This window comes from Pseudomonas sp. LBUM1664, assembly GCF_059695895.1.
In genome coordinates, this window is sequence record NZ_CP166791.1 from 1,264,881 (window position 1) to 1,278,777 (window position 13,897).

The following is a 13,897-nucleotide window of genomic DNA, read 5'->3' on the forward strand; positions in this document are numbered from 1 at the left end:
AAGGGATAGGATGTGACAATCTGCCGCACGATGGACGAGCACAGTATGAATTCAAGTGTCATCACCACCGTCGAACTGCAACAGGAGCGTGTTGTCGCAGCGCTTCAAGCGGTGCTGCAAAGCGAAACCTTCCGGCGTACGAAGCGTCTGCGCGAGTTGCTGCAATACCTCGTATCTGAAACGTTGGCCGGCCGTGGTGATCGACTCAAACAATTCAATATCGCCGTGGATGCTTTCGGTCGGGATGGGGGCTTTGACCCGCGGGTCGACACCAGTGTACGGACCGAAGCATGGCGGCTAAGAACGCGGCTGGAACTCTACTACCGGACCGAGGGTGTGATGGACCCGGTGCGGATCTCATTACCAAAAGGGGGGTTCACGCCAAGATTCCAGTTCATGACCAGGAGCAGTGAGGGCACGGTGGTGCGATCTCCCGCGTTTGAGCAACCTCGGCCACGGCTGCTGATTTTGCCTTTCTCAGGCTTGAGCATTGACGAACCCGATCTGGTCACCTCATTCCATGAAGAGATCAGCCTGTACCTCGCCAATCTGCCGAGCGTGGCCGTACTTTCCCAAGGGTCCAGCCAGAAATTCGGTCAAGCGGCGATGGATCTGCGGCTTGTCGCTCGAGCGTCACAAGTGTCCTACGTCATGGAAGGAAGTCTATTCCGGCAAGGGCGCACCTATCGGTTGAATCTGCGCGTTATCGATCCAATCCTGGATGTGACCGTCTGGTCGGGACGCCATGAGCAACAGGTGGACGACATGATCGTCTTTCAACGCAAGGTTGCGACCGAGGTTGCTTCCTCCGTTCATGCCTGGCTCAGTTCCAGACCCAGCGCCGTGATTGGCGAGGACGAGATGGCGCCGCGCTATGTCCTGCGCGATAACGTGTTGCTGCGCGAATATTTACGCGGTGCGATCCGGGACCGAACGGCAGGTGACCAGGTCGCCCTCGGCGTGGGGCGTCTCACGTCCGGCTATGCCGCCGAAGCGACGATGATGTTCAACCAGGCGATCATGGCCAGCCCAGCCGACGGCTTGCCCCATACCGCGATGGGGTTGGGGTATCTTCAATCAGGACGCCTCAAGGAGGCGTACCAGGCTGCGGAGCGCGGGGTAGAACTGGCTCCTCGGTCCGCCTTCGCGGTTTCTTCGCTGGCCGCGATCTGCATGCATATGCGCGACTTCGACGGTGCGATCATGTTCGCCCAGCGATCCGTGGCTTTGGCTCCCGAGTTCGACGCGGTCAAACTGATGCTGGGCGATTGTTTCCTCTATGCCGGACTCGCCAACACCGCCATCGCTCAATTGGAGGAAACCTGCCGGCTAATGGATGAACATCCTATCGCCTTGGGGCATCTGGGCTACGCCTATGCCCAAACCGGGCAGGAAACCAAGGCCAGGCGTATTCTCCATGTCCTGCAGGACAGCAGCGATAATCCGGAAGGCCCCAACTCGGCGGCGATGACGATGATTCACGTTGGTTTGCAAGAGGTGGAACAGGCCTTTTATTGGCTGGATCAAGCCCTCACTTCGCGCGCTCATACCCAGGAATTGCTGCTACTCACATCGCCCGCCTACGACATCCTGCGCTCCCATCCACATTTCAATTCATTCGCGGGTCGTCTGAACGCTTCCTAGGCCTTATAGACAGGACGATGCGTGACGCGACCCTCTGTGACTTCCGTCCCCCTTTTGTGGCCACTCATACTCTCCAGCCAGAATCCTGACGCGCCGAAGCAGCAGGGGCCTGCACTCATGTGATGTTCTGCCACGGAAGATGAAGACTATGACCAACCAGCTCCAATCGACGGACGAAGCCGCACGCAACCGTCAGCTCGTGATCGATTTCTACAGACATGTATTCGAAGCTCGGAACCCGGCGGCGGTAAAGGATTTCGTGACCGAGGACTATAAGCAGCATAGCCCTCATCTGCCCAGCGGCCGCGCCGGCCTGGAGGCTTTCGTGGCCGAGGCGTTTCGCGGCCTGCCGCCGCTGCCGGTCAAGCCGGAGCTTTCCATGCCGCCGACGCTCCTCGTTGCCGAGGGCGATATGGTGGTGATTGCGGGTGAACTCCCTCAACCCGAGCCGGAAGATCCAACGCGGACCTATCCCTTTTTCGTGTTCGATGCCTACCGCGTCCGCGATGGAAAGCTCGCCGAACATTGGAGCGGTATCAACAAGATTGCACCGCCTAAACACCTCGAGAGGCCGAAGCCTTGAACGCTTGAGTCGATGCGTACTGAAAAGCCCTGTGGATAACCTTCCCAGGGCTTTTTTCATTTTGGTCAGGGGCTGTTCAGTGTCGGGCGCGGACAATTCGCCGCAGCAATTGAGCGGGCCGGCGTACGCTGCCCTTACTGTTTCTCATCTGCGGGTGTATCGTATTCGCCTTTTGCGGGCCCAACGGTCCGCTGCAGATTCAAGAGGTCCTCGCGTTCATGTCCTTTACCCGTCGCCAAATACTCGGTGGCCTGGCCGGTCTTGTTGTCGTTGGTGTTGGAGCGGGGGGCGCGTCACGGTATTGGCTGGGCAGGAGGGCCGATGCCGAGGCCGGTCACGACTATGAGTTGATCGCGGCGCCCCTGGACGTCGAGCTGGTGGCCGGGCACAAGACCCAGGCCTGGGCCTTCGGTCCGTCGGCGCCGGGTACCGAGCTGCGGGTGCGCCAGGGCGAATGGCTGCGGGTACGCTTCATCAATCACCTGCCGGTGGCCACCACCATTCACTGGCACGGTATTCGGCTGCCGTTGGAGATGGACGGCGTGCCGTATGTCTCGCAACTGCCGGTGCTGCCGGGTGAGTACTTCGATTACAAATTCCGCGTGCCGGACGCTGGCAGCTATTGGTATCACCCCCATGTCAACAGCAGCGAAGAGCTCGGGCGTGGCCTGGTGGGGCCGCTGATCATCGAAGAGCGTGAGCCCACCGGTTTCAAATACGAACAGACCTTGAGCCTCAAGAGCTGGCATGTGGATGAACAGGGCGAATTCGTGGCTTTCAGTATTCCCCGTGAAGCGGCCCGTGGCGGGACCGCCGGGCGACTGGCGACCATCAATGGCGTGCCGGAAGCGGTGATCGACTTGCCGGCCGGGCAGATCACCCGGGTGCGCTTGCTGAACCTGGACAACACGCTGACCTACCGCATCAACATCCCTGGCGTCGAGGCGCAGATTTACGCGCTGGACGGCAACCCCGTCGAACCGCGCCCGCTGGGCAAGGAATACTGGCTTGGCCCGGGCATGCGCATTTGCCTGGCGATCAAGGCCCCGCCGGCCGGGGAAACGTTGTCGTTGCGCAATGGCCCGGTACGCCTGGGCACCCTGCGCTCGGTGGCCAACAATGAGGCGCCAACTCAATGGCCCCCCGCGTTGCCAGCCAACCCGGTGTCCGAACCGGACCTGGCCAATGCCGAGAAACTCAACTTCAATTTCGAATGGGTGGGCTCGGTGTCCGTCAACGTGGACAACGGTAAGCCGCCGAGCCTGTGGCAGATCAACGGCAAGGCTTGGGACATCACCGACAAGACCTGCGCCGATCGGCCGATTGCGACATTGAAAAAAGGTCAGAGCTATATTTTCGAATTGAAGAACATGACTCAGTACCAGCATCCGGTCCATTTGCACGGCATGAGCTTCAAGGTCATCGCGTCCAACCGGCACAAGGTCATTCCGTATTTCACCGACACCTACCTGCTGGGCAAGAACGAGCGGGCGCAGGTGGCGCTGGTGGCGGATAACCCAGGGGTGTGGATGTTCCACTGTCATGTGATCGATCACATGGAAACCGGCCTGATGGCTGCCATCGAGGTGGTGTGATGCGCCAGATTCGTCCCGTCCGGATCGTCGACCGTAGCCGCGACCAGGACTTCATGCGCGAAGCTTTGGTGCTCGCCGCACAAGGCGCGGCCCTGGGCGAAGTGCCGGTGGGCGCGGTGCTGGTGCAGGACGGCGAGATCATCGGGCGGGGCTTCAATTGCCCGATCAGCGGTCACGACCCCAGCGCCCACGCAGAAATGGTCGCCATCCGCGCCGCCGCCCAAGCCGTGAGCAACTATCGTCTGCCGGGCAGCACGCTGTATGTGACGTTGGAACCGTGCAGCATGTGCGCCGGCCTCATCGTTCACTCGCGCATCGCCCGGGTCGTCTACGGCGCCCTGGAGCCCAAGGCCGGCATCGTGCAGAGCCAGGGGCAGTTTTTCAGCCAGGGCTTCCTGAATCATCGGGTGATGTTCGAGGGTGGCGTGCTGGCTGAAGAGTGCAGTGCGGTGTTGAGTGAGTTCTTCAAGGCTCGAAGGACCAAGTCTTCAGACTGACACTGTCCCCCTGCGGGGCTTGGGCTATTTATTTACGCGCCACAATCACCGCTCGCATCGGTGCCGGCAACCCTTCCACGGTTTTGCTGTGGTCGTCAGGATCCAGGAAGTCACCCAGCGACTGATACTTCATCCACTCAGTGCTGCGTTGTTCCTCCACGGTCGTCAGGCTCACGTCCACGCAACGCACCTCGCTGAACCCGGCGCGGCGCAGCCAGCGCTCCAGGGCCGGCACCGAGGGCAGGAACCACACGTTACGCATCTGTGCATAGCGGTCCTCGGGCACCAACACTTGATGTTCGTCGCCCTCGATCACCAAGGTTTCCAGCACCAGCTCGCCGCCCTTGACCAGGCAATCCTTGAGGGCCAGCAAATGTTCGATCGGCGAGCGACGGTGGTAGAACACGCCCATGGAAAACACCGTGTCGAAGCCTTCCAGCTCCGGCGGCAAGGCCTCGAACGGAAACGGCAGGTGCCAGGCGTTGGGCTGCGCGAGGTAACGCTGCACGGCCTGGAACTGGCAGAAGAACAGCCAATTGGGGTCGACTCCGATCACCGTATCGGCCCCGGCGCCGAGCATCCGCCACATGTAATAACCGTTGCCGCAGCCGACATCGAGGATGCGCTTGCCCTTGAGGTCAAGGTGCGGGGCCACCCGTGACCACTTCCAGTCCGAGCGCCATTCGGTGTCCACGTGCACGCCAAACAGGTCGAACGGCCCCTTGCGCCAGGGTGACAGCCCCATCAGTGCCGTGCGCATCTGTGTGCGGGTTTCGTCGCAGCAATCGGTGTCGAGTGTCAGACCGTTCAGCAGGTCGATTTCGGTCGGTTGCAACGCTGGCAAGGCGTCGAGGGCGCTTTGCCAGCGCTCGAGATCGCCGTGGCCCTTTTCCATTTTGGTGTCGAGTTGCGTCTGTAGCGTCGCGGCCCAATCGGCCAGGGGCGTGCCGGCCAGATGGCGGGCGAGGGGGGACAGGTCAATCATGGCAGGGCAATCAACGAGGCGAAGTTAAGACACTGGAACCACGGCACGACTTTCGAGAACCCGGCCGCCAGCAGGCGTTCGCGGTGTTCTTCGAGGCTGTCGGGCTTCATGACGTTTTCGATGGCACTGCGTTTCTGGGCAATTTCCAGTTCGCTGTAACCGTTGGCGCGCTTGAACGCCACATGCAGGTCGGTGAGCAGTGCGTGCTCTTGCGCATCGTTGAAGCGCAGCTTTTCCGAAAGGATCAGCGCGCCGCCGGGCAGCAGCGACTGGCGGATGCGGCTCAATAACGCGGTGCGCTGATCTTGCGCGATGAATTGCAGGGTGAAGTTCAGCGCCACCACCGAGGCCGGCTGAAACGCCAGGGCCAGGATGTCGCCCTCAATCACCTCCACCGGCAGCAGCTCCTGGAACATCGAGTCCTGGCCGTTGAGGTATTCGCGGCAGCGCTCGACCATGGCCGCCGAGTTATCCACCGCAATCACCCGACAACCGTCGGTGCGCACATGGCGGCGCAACGCCTGGGTCACCGCACCCAGGGACGAGCCCAGGTCATAGAGCACGCTGTTTGGCTGGGCAAATTGTGCGGCGAGCACACCGAGGTTTTCGACAATGGTCGGGTAACCCGGTACCGAACGCTTGATCATGTCCGGAAACACCCGCACCACGTCCTCGTTGAAGGCGAAGTCAGGCACTTGGGCCAGGGGTTGGGCGAATAGGCGATCGGGCTCTTTGCTCACGGCGGTTCCAGCGGCATGGGTAATGAAAAGGCCGGCATTTTAGCCAATTAATGGGCCAAGCGTGATCTTTGATCGAATGCCGACGCCGTAATCCCCCACTGGCCCAACCAATAACTGACGATGATCAGATAAGGCGCGGCATGAAAGGGGGCCACGAACCGGTTTATTCCAATCACGCTGTCGGAAAACACAAAGGCCAACGCCCCGGCGGCGGCCAACCAGGCCGAGCGCTTGGGCACTTCGGTGCCCAGTCGCGCCAGCGCTCGCCAGAGCATGGCGCTGATGGCCAGGCCATAGACGATCACCGGTATCAACAACGGCCCGAGGCCGTTCGACACCAGGACCCCCAACAGCACCGCGCCGATGCCCAAGGCCAGGGCCAGCGGCAACAGCGCCGGGCGACGACAGTCGCTGAAGTAGGCTTTCAGGTAGGCCAGGTGCGCCAACAGAAACGCGCCGAGGCCGAACACGAACAGATCCCCCGGCCAGGCCAGCAGCACATCGCCCACCAGCGAACACATCAGCCCCAGGCTGATCCAGCGCCGATACTCGCTGGGCGGCGCATCGTGCAACCAACCGAGCAGGGCCAGCACTGGCATCGGCTTGACCAGTAGGCACAGCAGCGTGGCGTGCACGCTCAGGCCATACAGGTAGGTGGCTGCACCCATCAGGGCGAGGATCAGCCAACCCACGGTCAATTCACCGAAATGGCGCAGTCGAAGGTTTCCACGGGAGGCACTTCAGGTGCCCAGGGTTGTTGATAGGTCAGGCGCAAGCGGCCGGTGCCGACGGTAAACGCCTGGAAGCGCCAGGTCGATACACCGGCGGCGCCGACGATGCCGGCGTCTTCCGGGTTGCGGTAAACCTCAGGCCCCAGGGCCTTCAGCACGCCGCCCGCCGAATCCTGGATCGCCCAGCGATAACCGGTGCTGGGGTTGCTGGGCAAACTCAGGATCAGGTTCTGCCCATTATTGAGCCGCACCGGGCACTGGCTCAGTTTTTCCACGGTCACGTTGTGTTTCGGTTGCGTGGCGCAGGCACTCAGCAGGGCGAGGCTGAAGGGGACGAGCAAGCGGGTGAGGGACATAAGGGCAACGGCTCCGGCATTCACGACGAACGGCGAGCATAACCGAAGATGCTATGGGGTGTGTCAGGTGGGGAATGTGTTGGTGCTGATGACGCCATCGCGGGCAAGCCTTGCTCCCACAGGATCAATGTCGCTCACAGATTTTGTGTGCAACAAAGATCCATTGTGGGAGCAAGGCTTGCCCGCGATGGGGCCGGTACAGGCTAAAAGATGATCAGAACAACACCTTCGCCACATCCGCAAACCGCTTGGCAAAGTGCACCGTGACGCCTTCCTTGAGGTAGTCCGGCAGCTCTTCGAAGTTGCCCCGGTTGGCTTCCGGCAGGATCAGTTCATTGATTTTCTGCCGTCGCGCCGCGATTACCTTCTCGCGCACCCCGCCAATTGGCAGCACATGCCCGGTGAGGGTCAGTTCGCCGGTCATGGCCACGCCTTTTTTCGGTGCCTGGTTACGGGCCAGGGACAGCAAGGCGCTGGCCATGGTCACGCCGGCACTCGGGCCGTCCTTGGGTGTGGCGCCTTCCGGTACGTGCAGGTGAACGAAGGCCTCGTCAAAGAACTTCGGGTCGCCGCCGAATTGTTTCAAATGTGAGCTGACGTAGCTGTGGGCGATTTCCGCGGATTCCTTCATCACGTCCCCCAGTTGCCCGGTGAGCTTGAAGCCGCGATTGAGGGTGTGGATGCGCGTCGCTTCGATCGGCAGGGTGGCACCGCCCATGCTGGTCCAGGCGAGGCCAGTAATCACGCCGATGCCAGACAACACCTGCTCGTTGCGGAACACCGGTTTGCCCAGGGACGCTTCAAGGTCTTTCGCCCCGAGCTTGATCACGGCTTTGGGGTCGTCGAGCAGCTTCATCACGGCTTTGCGCACCAGTTTGCCCAGTTGTTTCTCCAGCTGCCGCACGCCGGCTTCACGGGCGTAGCCGTCGATCAGAGCCTTGAGGGCGCTGTCGTTAATGCTCAGGCTGCCCTTGGACACGCCTGCCTTGGCCAGTTGCTTGGGCCACAAGTGGCGCTTGGCTATGGCGACTTTTTCTTCGGTGATGTAGCCCGACAGGCGAATCACTTCCATCCGGTCCAGCAGTGGGCCGGGGATCGAATCCAAGGTGTTGGCGGTGCACACGAAGAGCACTTTCGACAGGTCCAGGCGCAGGTCCAGGTAGTGATCGAGAAACTCGATATTCTGCTCCGGGTCCAGGGTCTCGAGCAGTGCTGAAGCCGGATCGCCCTGGTAGCTTTGGCCCATCTTGTCGATTTCGTCGAGCATGATCACCGGGTTCATCACTTCGACGTCCTTCAGCGCTTGCACCAGTTTGCCCGGCTGGGCGCCGATGTAGGTCCGTCGATGGCCCTTGATCTCGGCTTCGTCACGCATGCCGCCGACGCTGAAGCGGTAGAACGGCCGCCCCAGGGATTCGGCAATGGATTTACCCACGCTGGTCTTGCCCACGCCCGGCGGGCCCACCAGCAGCACGATGGAGCCGCTGATTTCACCCTTGTAGGCACCGACGGCGAGGAACTCCAGGATGCGGTCCTTGATGTCGTCCAGGCCGGCATGGTGTTGGTCGAGCACCTTGCGGGCATGTTTGAGGTCGAGCTTGTCCTGACCGTAGACGCCCCACGGTACTGATGTCGCCCAATCGAGGTAATTGCGGGTGACGGCGTATTCCGGCGAGCCGGTCTCCAGGATGGAGAGCTTGTTCATTTCCTCTTCTATGCGCTTGTGCGCCTGGGCCGACAGCGCTTTGCCTACCAGCCGTTGCTCAAATTGTTCGAGATCGGCGCTGCGGTCGTCCTTGGTCAGCCCCAGCTCCTGCTGGATGACCTTGAGTTGCTCCTTAAGAAAGAATTCGCGCTGATGTTCACCGATCTTGTTGTTGACCTCGGCAGAAATTTCCTTCTGCAAGCGCGCCACTTCGACTTCCTTGCGCAGCATCGGCAGCACTTTTTCCATGCGCTTGAGCATGGGCACGCAGTCGAGCACTTCCTGCAATTCACTACCGGTGGCGGAGGTGAGTGCCGCGGCGAAGTCGGTCAGGGGCGAAGGGTCGTTGGGGCTGAAGCGGTTGAGGTAGTTCTTCAGCTCTTCGCTGTACAGCGGATTGAGCGGCAGCAGTTCCTTGATCGCATTGATCAACGCCATGCCATAGGCCTTGACCTCGTCGGTCGGCTCGCTCGGCTGGTGCGGGTATTCGACTTCCACCAGGTACGGTGGGCGATGGTGCTTGAGCCAGGTGCGGATGCGCACGCGGGTCAGGCCTTGGGCGACGAACTGCAGTTTGCCGGCTTCGCGACTGGCGTGATGCACCTTGACCAGCGTGCCGTACAGCGGCAGCGCGGAGGTGTCGAAATGGCGCGGGTCTTCCTGGGGCGTGTCCATGAAAAACAGCGCCAGGGAATGATGTTCGGACTTGGCCACCAGTTCCAGGGTTTCGGCCCACGGTTCTTCATTGACGATGACCGGCAGCACCTGGGCCGGGAAGAACGGACGATTGTGGATTGGAATGATGTAGACCTTGTCTGGCAGGTTCTGGCCGGGCAGGGCCAGGCCGGTGCCGGAGGCGGTGTGTTCGATGTGTTCGGGGTCAGCGTAATCGTTCGTGGCTTCAGTAGAGTGCTGGTCGCTCATGGGGCACCTGCGCAATGGAGTATGGGTCTTAGATGGGGCAGGTGAGGGGTGGTTTCAATGGTGGGCGATTGTTAGCTGCTATTTCATTGGCCGGTTTTGCCCTGTAGGAGCTGCCGAGCGAAGCGAGGCTGCGATCTTTCCCCTGACGCTTGAGTCTCAAGCGAAAGATCAAAAGATCGCAGCCTGCGGCAGCTCCTACGGGTTCGCGTCAGTCTTTAGGTCAGGCGACCCTGTTCAAATCGTTATGGCGCGTTTCTTTCAGGCACAGCACGGCGATCACGCTGAGCACGGCAGCCCCTGATACATACCCGCCGACATAGCTTAAACCGCCCATTGCCACCAGTTTCTGGGCGAAGAACGGGGCGGCTGAAGCGCCGACGATGCCGCCCAGGTTGTAGGCCGCCGACGCGCCGGTATAGCGCACGTGGGTCGGAAACAGCTCTGGCAGCAAGGCGCCCATGGGGGCAAAGGTCACCCCCATCAGAAACAGCTCGATGCACAGAAACAGCGCCACGCCCCATGTCGAACCGTGAGTCAGTAACGGCTCCATGGCGAAACCCGAGGCAATTGCCAGCACACCACCGATGATCAGCACCGGTCTGCGGCCGAAACGGTCGCTGGCCCAGGCCGACAGGGGCGTAGCCGCAGCCATGAACAGCACGGCAAAGCACAGCAGGCCAAGGAAGGTCTCGCGGCTGTAGCCGAGGGTGGACACGCCGTAGCTCAGGGAGAACACGGTGGAGATGTAGAACAGCGCGTAACACACCACCATCGCCGCCGCGCCCAGCAACGTCGGCGCCCAGTACTGGCTGAACAGCTCGACCAGCGGGATCTTCACCCGCTCTTGACGGGCCATGGCATTGGCGAACACCGGGGTTTCATGGAGCTTGAGCCGCACATAGAGGCCGACGATCACCAGCACGGCGCTGAGCAGGAACGGAATCCGCCAGCCCCAGGAGCGGAACTGCTCGTCGTCCAGGGTCATGGCCAGGGTCAGGAACAGCCCGTTGGCCGCCAGGAAGCCGATGGAAGGCCCCAGTTGGGGAAACATGCCGAACCAGGCACGCTTGCCTTTGGGCGCGTTTTCGGTGGCCAGCAGCGCCGCGCCGCCCCATTCACCCCCCAACCCCAGGCCCTGGCCGAAGCGCAGTACGCACAACAGTATCGGTGCCCAGGCGCCAATGCTGGCGTAACCGGGCAGCACGCCGATGAGTGTGGTGCACACGCCCATCAGCAGCAGGGACGCCACCAGAGTGGACTTGCGCCCGATCCGGTCACCGAAGTGGCCGAACAGCGCCGAGCCCAGCGGACGGGCGAGGAAGGCGATGCCGAACGTCAGGAAGGACGACAGCATCTGTGCCGTGCCTGAAGTTTGTGGGAAGAACACCGGCCCGATTACCAGGGCGGCAGCCGTGGCGTAGACGTAGAAGTCGTAGAACTCGATGGCGGTGCCGATGAAACTCGCGGTCGCCACGCGGGTAGCGGAGTTTGTCGGCTGGGTAGCCACAGCATCATTGCAAGTAGTGGTCGTCATGCAGTTATCCCTGACAGTCATGTGCTCCGTTGGAGCGAATTATTATGGTCGAACACCCAGGGATGTGGGCGGTGTCCTGTCGCTGTTTCAAGTAGGAACAGTCGCAGGGCTGATGCGGATTTTGCTGATGGTCTGGCCGCAACCGTTTAAGTGCGGGGTAAGCACAGGGTTTGGGCGGGGCTGGGTAAGCGGCTTGAGTATAGGAAGGGGGCTAACGATTCGACAAGTGAGCCCACACACGATATTGAAGCGTGCGCTGAACCTTTGTGGTGAGGGAATTTATCCCCGTTGGACTGCGCTGCGTAGGAGCTGTCGAGCGAAGCGAGGCTGCGATCTTGCTCCAGACAATTGAGTCGAGAGCGAAAGATCAAGATCAAAAGATCGCAGGCTTCGCCAGCTCCTACCCCCAGCGGGAGCAAGCTCCCTCGCCACAGGGGAGTTAGAGAACCGTCGGCACCGAACTGTTATGCCACACCAGCACCTGGCTGACTCGGTTGTCCACGGTTTCGCTGATTTCCAGCCGATAACGGCCGATCTTCAGGCATACCGGGCTCTCGGGGATGGTTTCCAGCGCTTCGGTCACCAGCCCGTTGAGGGTCTTGGGGCCGTCACAGGGCAAATGCCAGCCCAGGGTCCTGTTCAGTTCGCGAATCGACGCCGCGCCATCGATCATCAGGCGCCCATCGGGCTGGGGATGAACGTGGGGGTTGTCGAGGCTGTGCTCGCTTTCGAACTCGCCGACGATTTCTTCGAGGATGTCTTCCAGGGTAACGATACCCAGCACTTCACCGTATTCGTCCACCACCATGCCCAGACGCCGTTGCTGCTTGTGGAAGTTCAGCAATTGCAGTTGCAATGGCGTGCTCTCCGGCACGAAGTAAGGTTCGTGGCAGGCATTGAGCAGCACTTCCTGGGTCAGGCTCGCGTCCGCCAGCAGATGGCGGACCTGGCGGGTGTTGAGCACCGCTTCGACCTGGTTGATGTCGCTATGAAACACCGGCAGACGGGTACGACGGTTCAGGCGCAACTGTTCAATGATGTCGCCAATCGGGTCGTCGAGGTTGATGCCATCGACCTCGCTGCGGGGTACGAGGATGTCGTTGACGGTAATGTTGTCCAGGGCATGAATGCCGGAAATCGGGTGCAACCGGCCGTTGTTATGCTCAAGGTCGTGCTCGCTGCGCGGTGGCGCGGGCATTTCGTCGTCGCTTTGCTGGACCACGCCGGTCTTGCGGGCAAATGGGCGCAGCAGCAATTGACTGATGGCATTCAGCAGCCAGGCAAACGGGTAAAGAATCTTCAATGGCACGCCAAGCAAGGCGTTGCCCAGTGCCAGCACTGCATCGGGTTGGCGGGTGGCCAGGGTGCGCGGCAGGTAATCGGCGAAAACCAGCAGGCCCGCGCTGGTGCCGAGCCAGGCGATCCAGGGGCCGTTTTCCAGCCAGGTAAAAATGGCCAGCAATGTGCCGATCACCACCGCCAGGGCTCGGCAGAGGGTATTGCACAAAAGCAGGCTTTCCCAGGGGAAACTCAGCGTCGCCAGCGGTTTATCGCCGGCGCGCGAGGCCTTGCGTTGGGCCAGCAGGTGCTGCTGGGCGGCTTCGATGGCGGTGAACAGCGCTGACCAGAGGATCAGCACGACCAATACGGCGAGCAGCGGTGCCACGGGCAACGTATCCATCAGAGCCGTCCGTCAGATATGCAGGATGTATTCACGGACCAGCTTGCTGCCGAAATACGCCAGCATCAGCAGGCAGAAACCGGCCAGGGTCCAGCGAATGGCTTTGTGTCCACGCCAGCCGAGACGGTTGCGACCCCACAGCAACACGCTGAACACCACCCATGCCAGGCAGGCCAGCAGGGTCTTGTGCACCAGGTGCTGGGCGAACAGGTTCTCGACGAACAACCAGCCGGAGATCAGCGACAGCGACAGCAGGGTCCAGCCGGCCCAGAGGAAGCCGAACAGCAGGCTTTCCATGGTTTGCAGCGGCGGGAAATTGCGGATCAGCCCGGACGGGTGCTTGTGCTTGAGCTGGTGATCCTGCACCAGCAACAGCAATGCCTGGAACACCGCAATAGTGAACAGGCCGTAGGCAAGGATCGACAGCAGGATGTGGGCAAGGATGCCCGGCTCTTCGTCGATGATCTGCACCGTGCCTGACGGCGCGAACTGCGCCAGCAGTACCGTGGCCAGCCCTAGCGGGAAGAGCAGCACCAGCAGGTTTTCCACCGGGATGCGCGAGCAGGCCGACAGCGTCAGGGCGATCACGGCCACGGCGATCAGGCTGGCGGCGTTGAAAAAGTCCAGGCCCAGGCCGATCGGCGTCATCAGATGGCTATAAAGGCTGACCGCATGGGCAAGCACCGCCAGCACGCCAAGCGTGACCAGCAGACGTTTATTCGCCTTGGCGCCGGTGGCCAGGCGAGTGCCTTGATAGAGGGTCGCAGCGGCGTAAAGACAAGCGGCGGCGAGGGTAGCAAGCAAGCTGGGTGACAAGGGGAGCATAAATCCTGTTAGGCAAGCCCGAAAGGCGCTGAGTTTGGCATAGAACCCCCACTGCACGAAAGACCATAGCGACGACAGCGAGCTGTACGTCGCACGC

12 protein-coding genes are annotated in these 13,897 nt (G+C 61.3%); 4 read left to right on the forward strand and 8 right to left on the reverse strand.

Annotation, left to right across the window (positions count from 1 at the left end):
• Nucleotides 1-45 precede the first annotated feature (45 nt).
• The 4 genes from ACA047_RS05950 to tadA all read left to right on the forward strand — a co-directional run bounded on the left by ACA047_RS05950 (nucleotide 46) and on the right by tadA (nucleotide 4,319).
• Nucleotides 46-1,644 carry a tetratricopeptide repeat protein gene (locus ACA047_RS05950; RefSeq protein ID WP_497357540.1) on the forward strand — a complete coding sequence of 533 codons (1,599 nt, stop codon included), beginning with the start codon at nucleotides 46-48 and terminating at the stop codon, nucleotides 1,642-1,644.
• A 148-nt stretch (nucleotides 1,645-1,792) separates the two neighbouring features.
• Nucleotides 1,793-2,227, forward strand: coding sequence for a nuclear transport factor 2 family protein (locus tag ACA047_RS05955; RefSeq protein WP_497357542.1), 435 nt, complete (start codon nucleotides 1,793-1,795; stop codon nucleotides 2,225-2,227).
• Nucleotides 2,228-2,445: 218 nt separating this feature from the next.
• Nucleotides 2,446-3,822 carry a multicopper oxidase family protein gene (locus ACA047_RS05960; RefSeq protein WP_497357544.1) on the forward strand — a complete coding sequence of 459 codons (1,377 nt, stop codon included), beginning with the start codon at nucleotides 2,446-2,448 and terminating at the stop codon, nucleotides 3,820-3,822.
• Nucleotides 3,822-4,319: a tRNA adenosine(34) deaminase TadA gene (gene tadA, locus ACA047_RS05965; RefSeq protein WP_497357546.1), complete on the forward strand. Its 498-nt coding sequence runs from the start codon at nucleotides 3,822-3,824 to the stop codon at nucleotides 4,317-4,319. The genes ACA047_RS05960 and tadA overlap by 1 nt, the downstream gene beginning before the upstream one ends.
• 28 nt (nucleotides 4,320-4,347) lie before the next feature.
• Here tadA and cmoB read toward each other — a convergent pair whose 3' ends face one another.
• From cmoB to ACA047_RS06005, 8 genes are all read right to left on the reverse strand, one after another.
• On the reverse strand, nucleotides 4,348-5,304 hold the full coding sequence (gene cmoB / locus ACA047_RS05970; protein ID WP_497357548.1) for a tRNA 5-methoxyuridine(34)/uridine 5-oxyacetic acid(34) synthase CmoB: 957 nt from the start codon (nucleotides 5,302-5,304) through the stop codon (nucleotides 4,348-4,350).
• The gene (gene cmoA, locus ACA047_RS05975) at nucleotides 5,301-6,044 is read right to left on the reverse strand and encodes a carboxy-S-adenosyl-L-methionine synthase CmoA (RefSeq protein WP_497357550.1); all 744 of its coding nucleotides are present in this window, start codon (nucleotides 6,042-6,044) and stop codon (nucleotides 5,301-5,303) included. Before cmoA ends, cmoB begins: the two co-directional genes overlap by 4 nt.
• A gap of 47 nt (nucleotides 6,045-6,091) precedes the next feature.
• Nucleotides 6,092-6,736 (reverse strand): lysoplasmalogenase, encoded by a 645-nt coding sequence (locus tag ACA047_RS05980; RefSeq protein WP_497357552.1) that lies wholly within the window; start codon nucleotides 6,734-6,736, stop codon nucleotides 6,092-6,094.
• Between the two features lie 2 nt (nucleotides 6,737-6,738).
• The gene (locus ACA047_RS05985; RefSeq protein ID WP_497357554.1) at nucleotides 6,739-7,131 is read right to left on the reverse strand and encodes a protease inhibitor I42 family protein; all 393 of its coding nucleotides are present in this window, start codon (nucleotides 7,129-7,131) and stop codon (nucleotides 6,739-6,741) included.
• A gap of 214 nt (nucleotides 7,132-7,345) precedes the next feature.
• Nucleotides 7,346-9,760, reverse strand: coding sequence for an endopeptidase La (gene lon / locus ACA047_RS05990; protein ID WP_497357556.1), 2,415 nt, complete (start codon nucleotides 9,758-9,760; stop codon nucleotides 7,346-7,348).
• A gap of 220 nt (nucleotides 9,761-9,980) precedes the next feature.
• Nucleotides 9,981-11,294 carry an MFS transporter gene (locus ACA047_RS05995; protein ID WP_497357558.1) on the reverse strand — a complete coding sequence of 438 codons (1,314 nt, stop codon included), beginning with the start codon at nucleotides 11,292-11,294 and terminating at the stop codon, nucleotides 9,981-9,983.
• A 439-nt stretch (nucleotides 11,295-11,733) separates the two neighbouring features.
• On the reverse strand, nucleotides 11,734-12,975 hold the full coding sequence (locus ACA047_RS06000) for a transporter associated domain-containing protein (protein WP_497357560.1): 1,242 nt from the start codon (nucleotides 12,973-12,975) through the stop codon (nucleotides 11,734-11,736).
• A 12-nt stretch (nucleotides 12,976-12,987) separates the two neighbouring features.
• On the reverse strand, nucleotides 12,988-13,800 hold the full coding sequence (locus ACA047_RS06005; RefSeq protein ID WP_497357562.1) for a cytochrome C assembly family protein: 813 nt from the start codon (nucleotides 13,798-13,800) through the stop codon (nucleotides 12,988-12,990).
• Nucleotides 13,801-13,897 lie beyond the last annotated feature (97 nt).

Bases quoted from the DNA above. Each gene is read 5' to 3' on its own strand.
- ACA047_RS05950 (WP_497357540.1), top strand. From the start codon at position 46: ATGAATTCAAGTGTCATCACCACCGTCGAACTGCAACAGGAGCGTGTT.
- ACA047_RS05955 (WP_497357542.1), top strand. From the start codon at position 1,793: ATGACCAACCAGCTCCAATCGACGGACGAAGCCGCACGCAACCGTCAG.
- ACA047_RS05960 (WP_497357544.1), top strand. From the start codon at position 2,446: ATGTCCTTTACCCGTCGCCAAATACTCGGTGGCCTGGCCGGTCTTGTT.
- tadA (WP_497357546.1), top strand. From the start codon at position 3,822: ATGCGCCAGATTCGTCCCGTCCGGATCGTCGACCGTAGCCGCGACCAG.
- cmoB (WP_497357548.1), bottom strand. From the start codon at position 5,304: ATGATTGACCTGTCCCCCCTCGCCCGCCATCTGGCCGGCACGCCCCTG.
- ACA047_RS05985 (WP_497357554.1), bottom strand. From the start codon at position 7,131: ATGTCCCTCACCCGCTTGCTCGTCCCCTTCAGCCTCGCCCTGCTGAGT.
- lon (WP_497357556.1), bottom strand. From the start codon at position 9,760: ATGAGCGACCAGCACTCTACTGAAGCCACGAACGATTACGCTGACCCC.
- ACA047_RS05995 (WP_497357558.1), bottom strand. From the start codon at position 11,294: ATGACGACCACTACTTGCAATGATGCTGTGGCTACCCAGCCGACAAAC.
- ACA047_RS06000 (WP_497357560.1), bottom strand. From the start codon at position 12,975: ATGGATACGTTGCCCGTGGCACCGCTGCTCGCCGTATTGGTCGTGCTG.
- ACA047_RS06005 (WP_497357562.1), bottom strand. From the start codon at position 13,800: ATGCTCCCCTTGTCACCCAGCTTGCTTGCTACCCTCGCCGCCGCTTGT.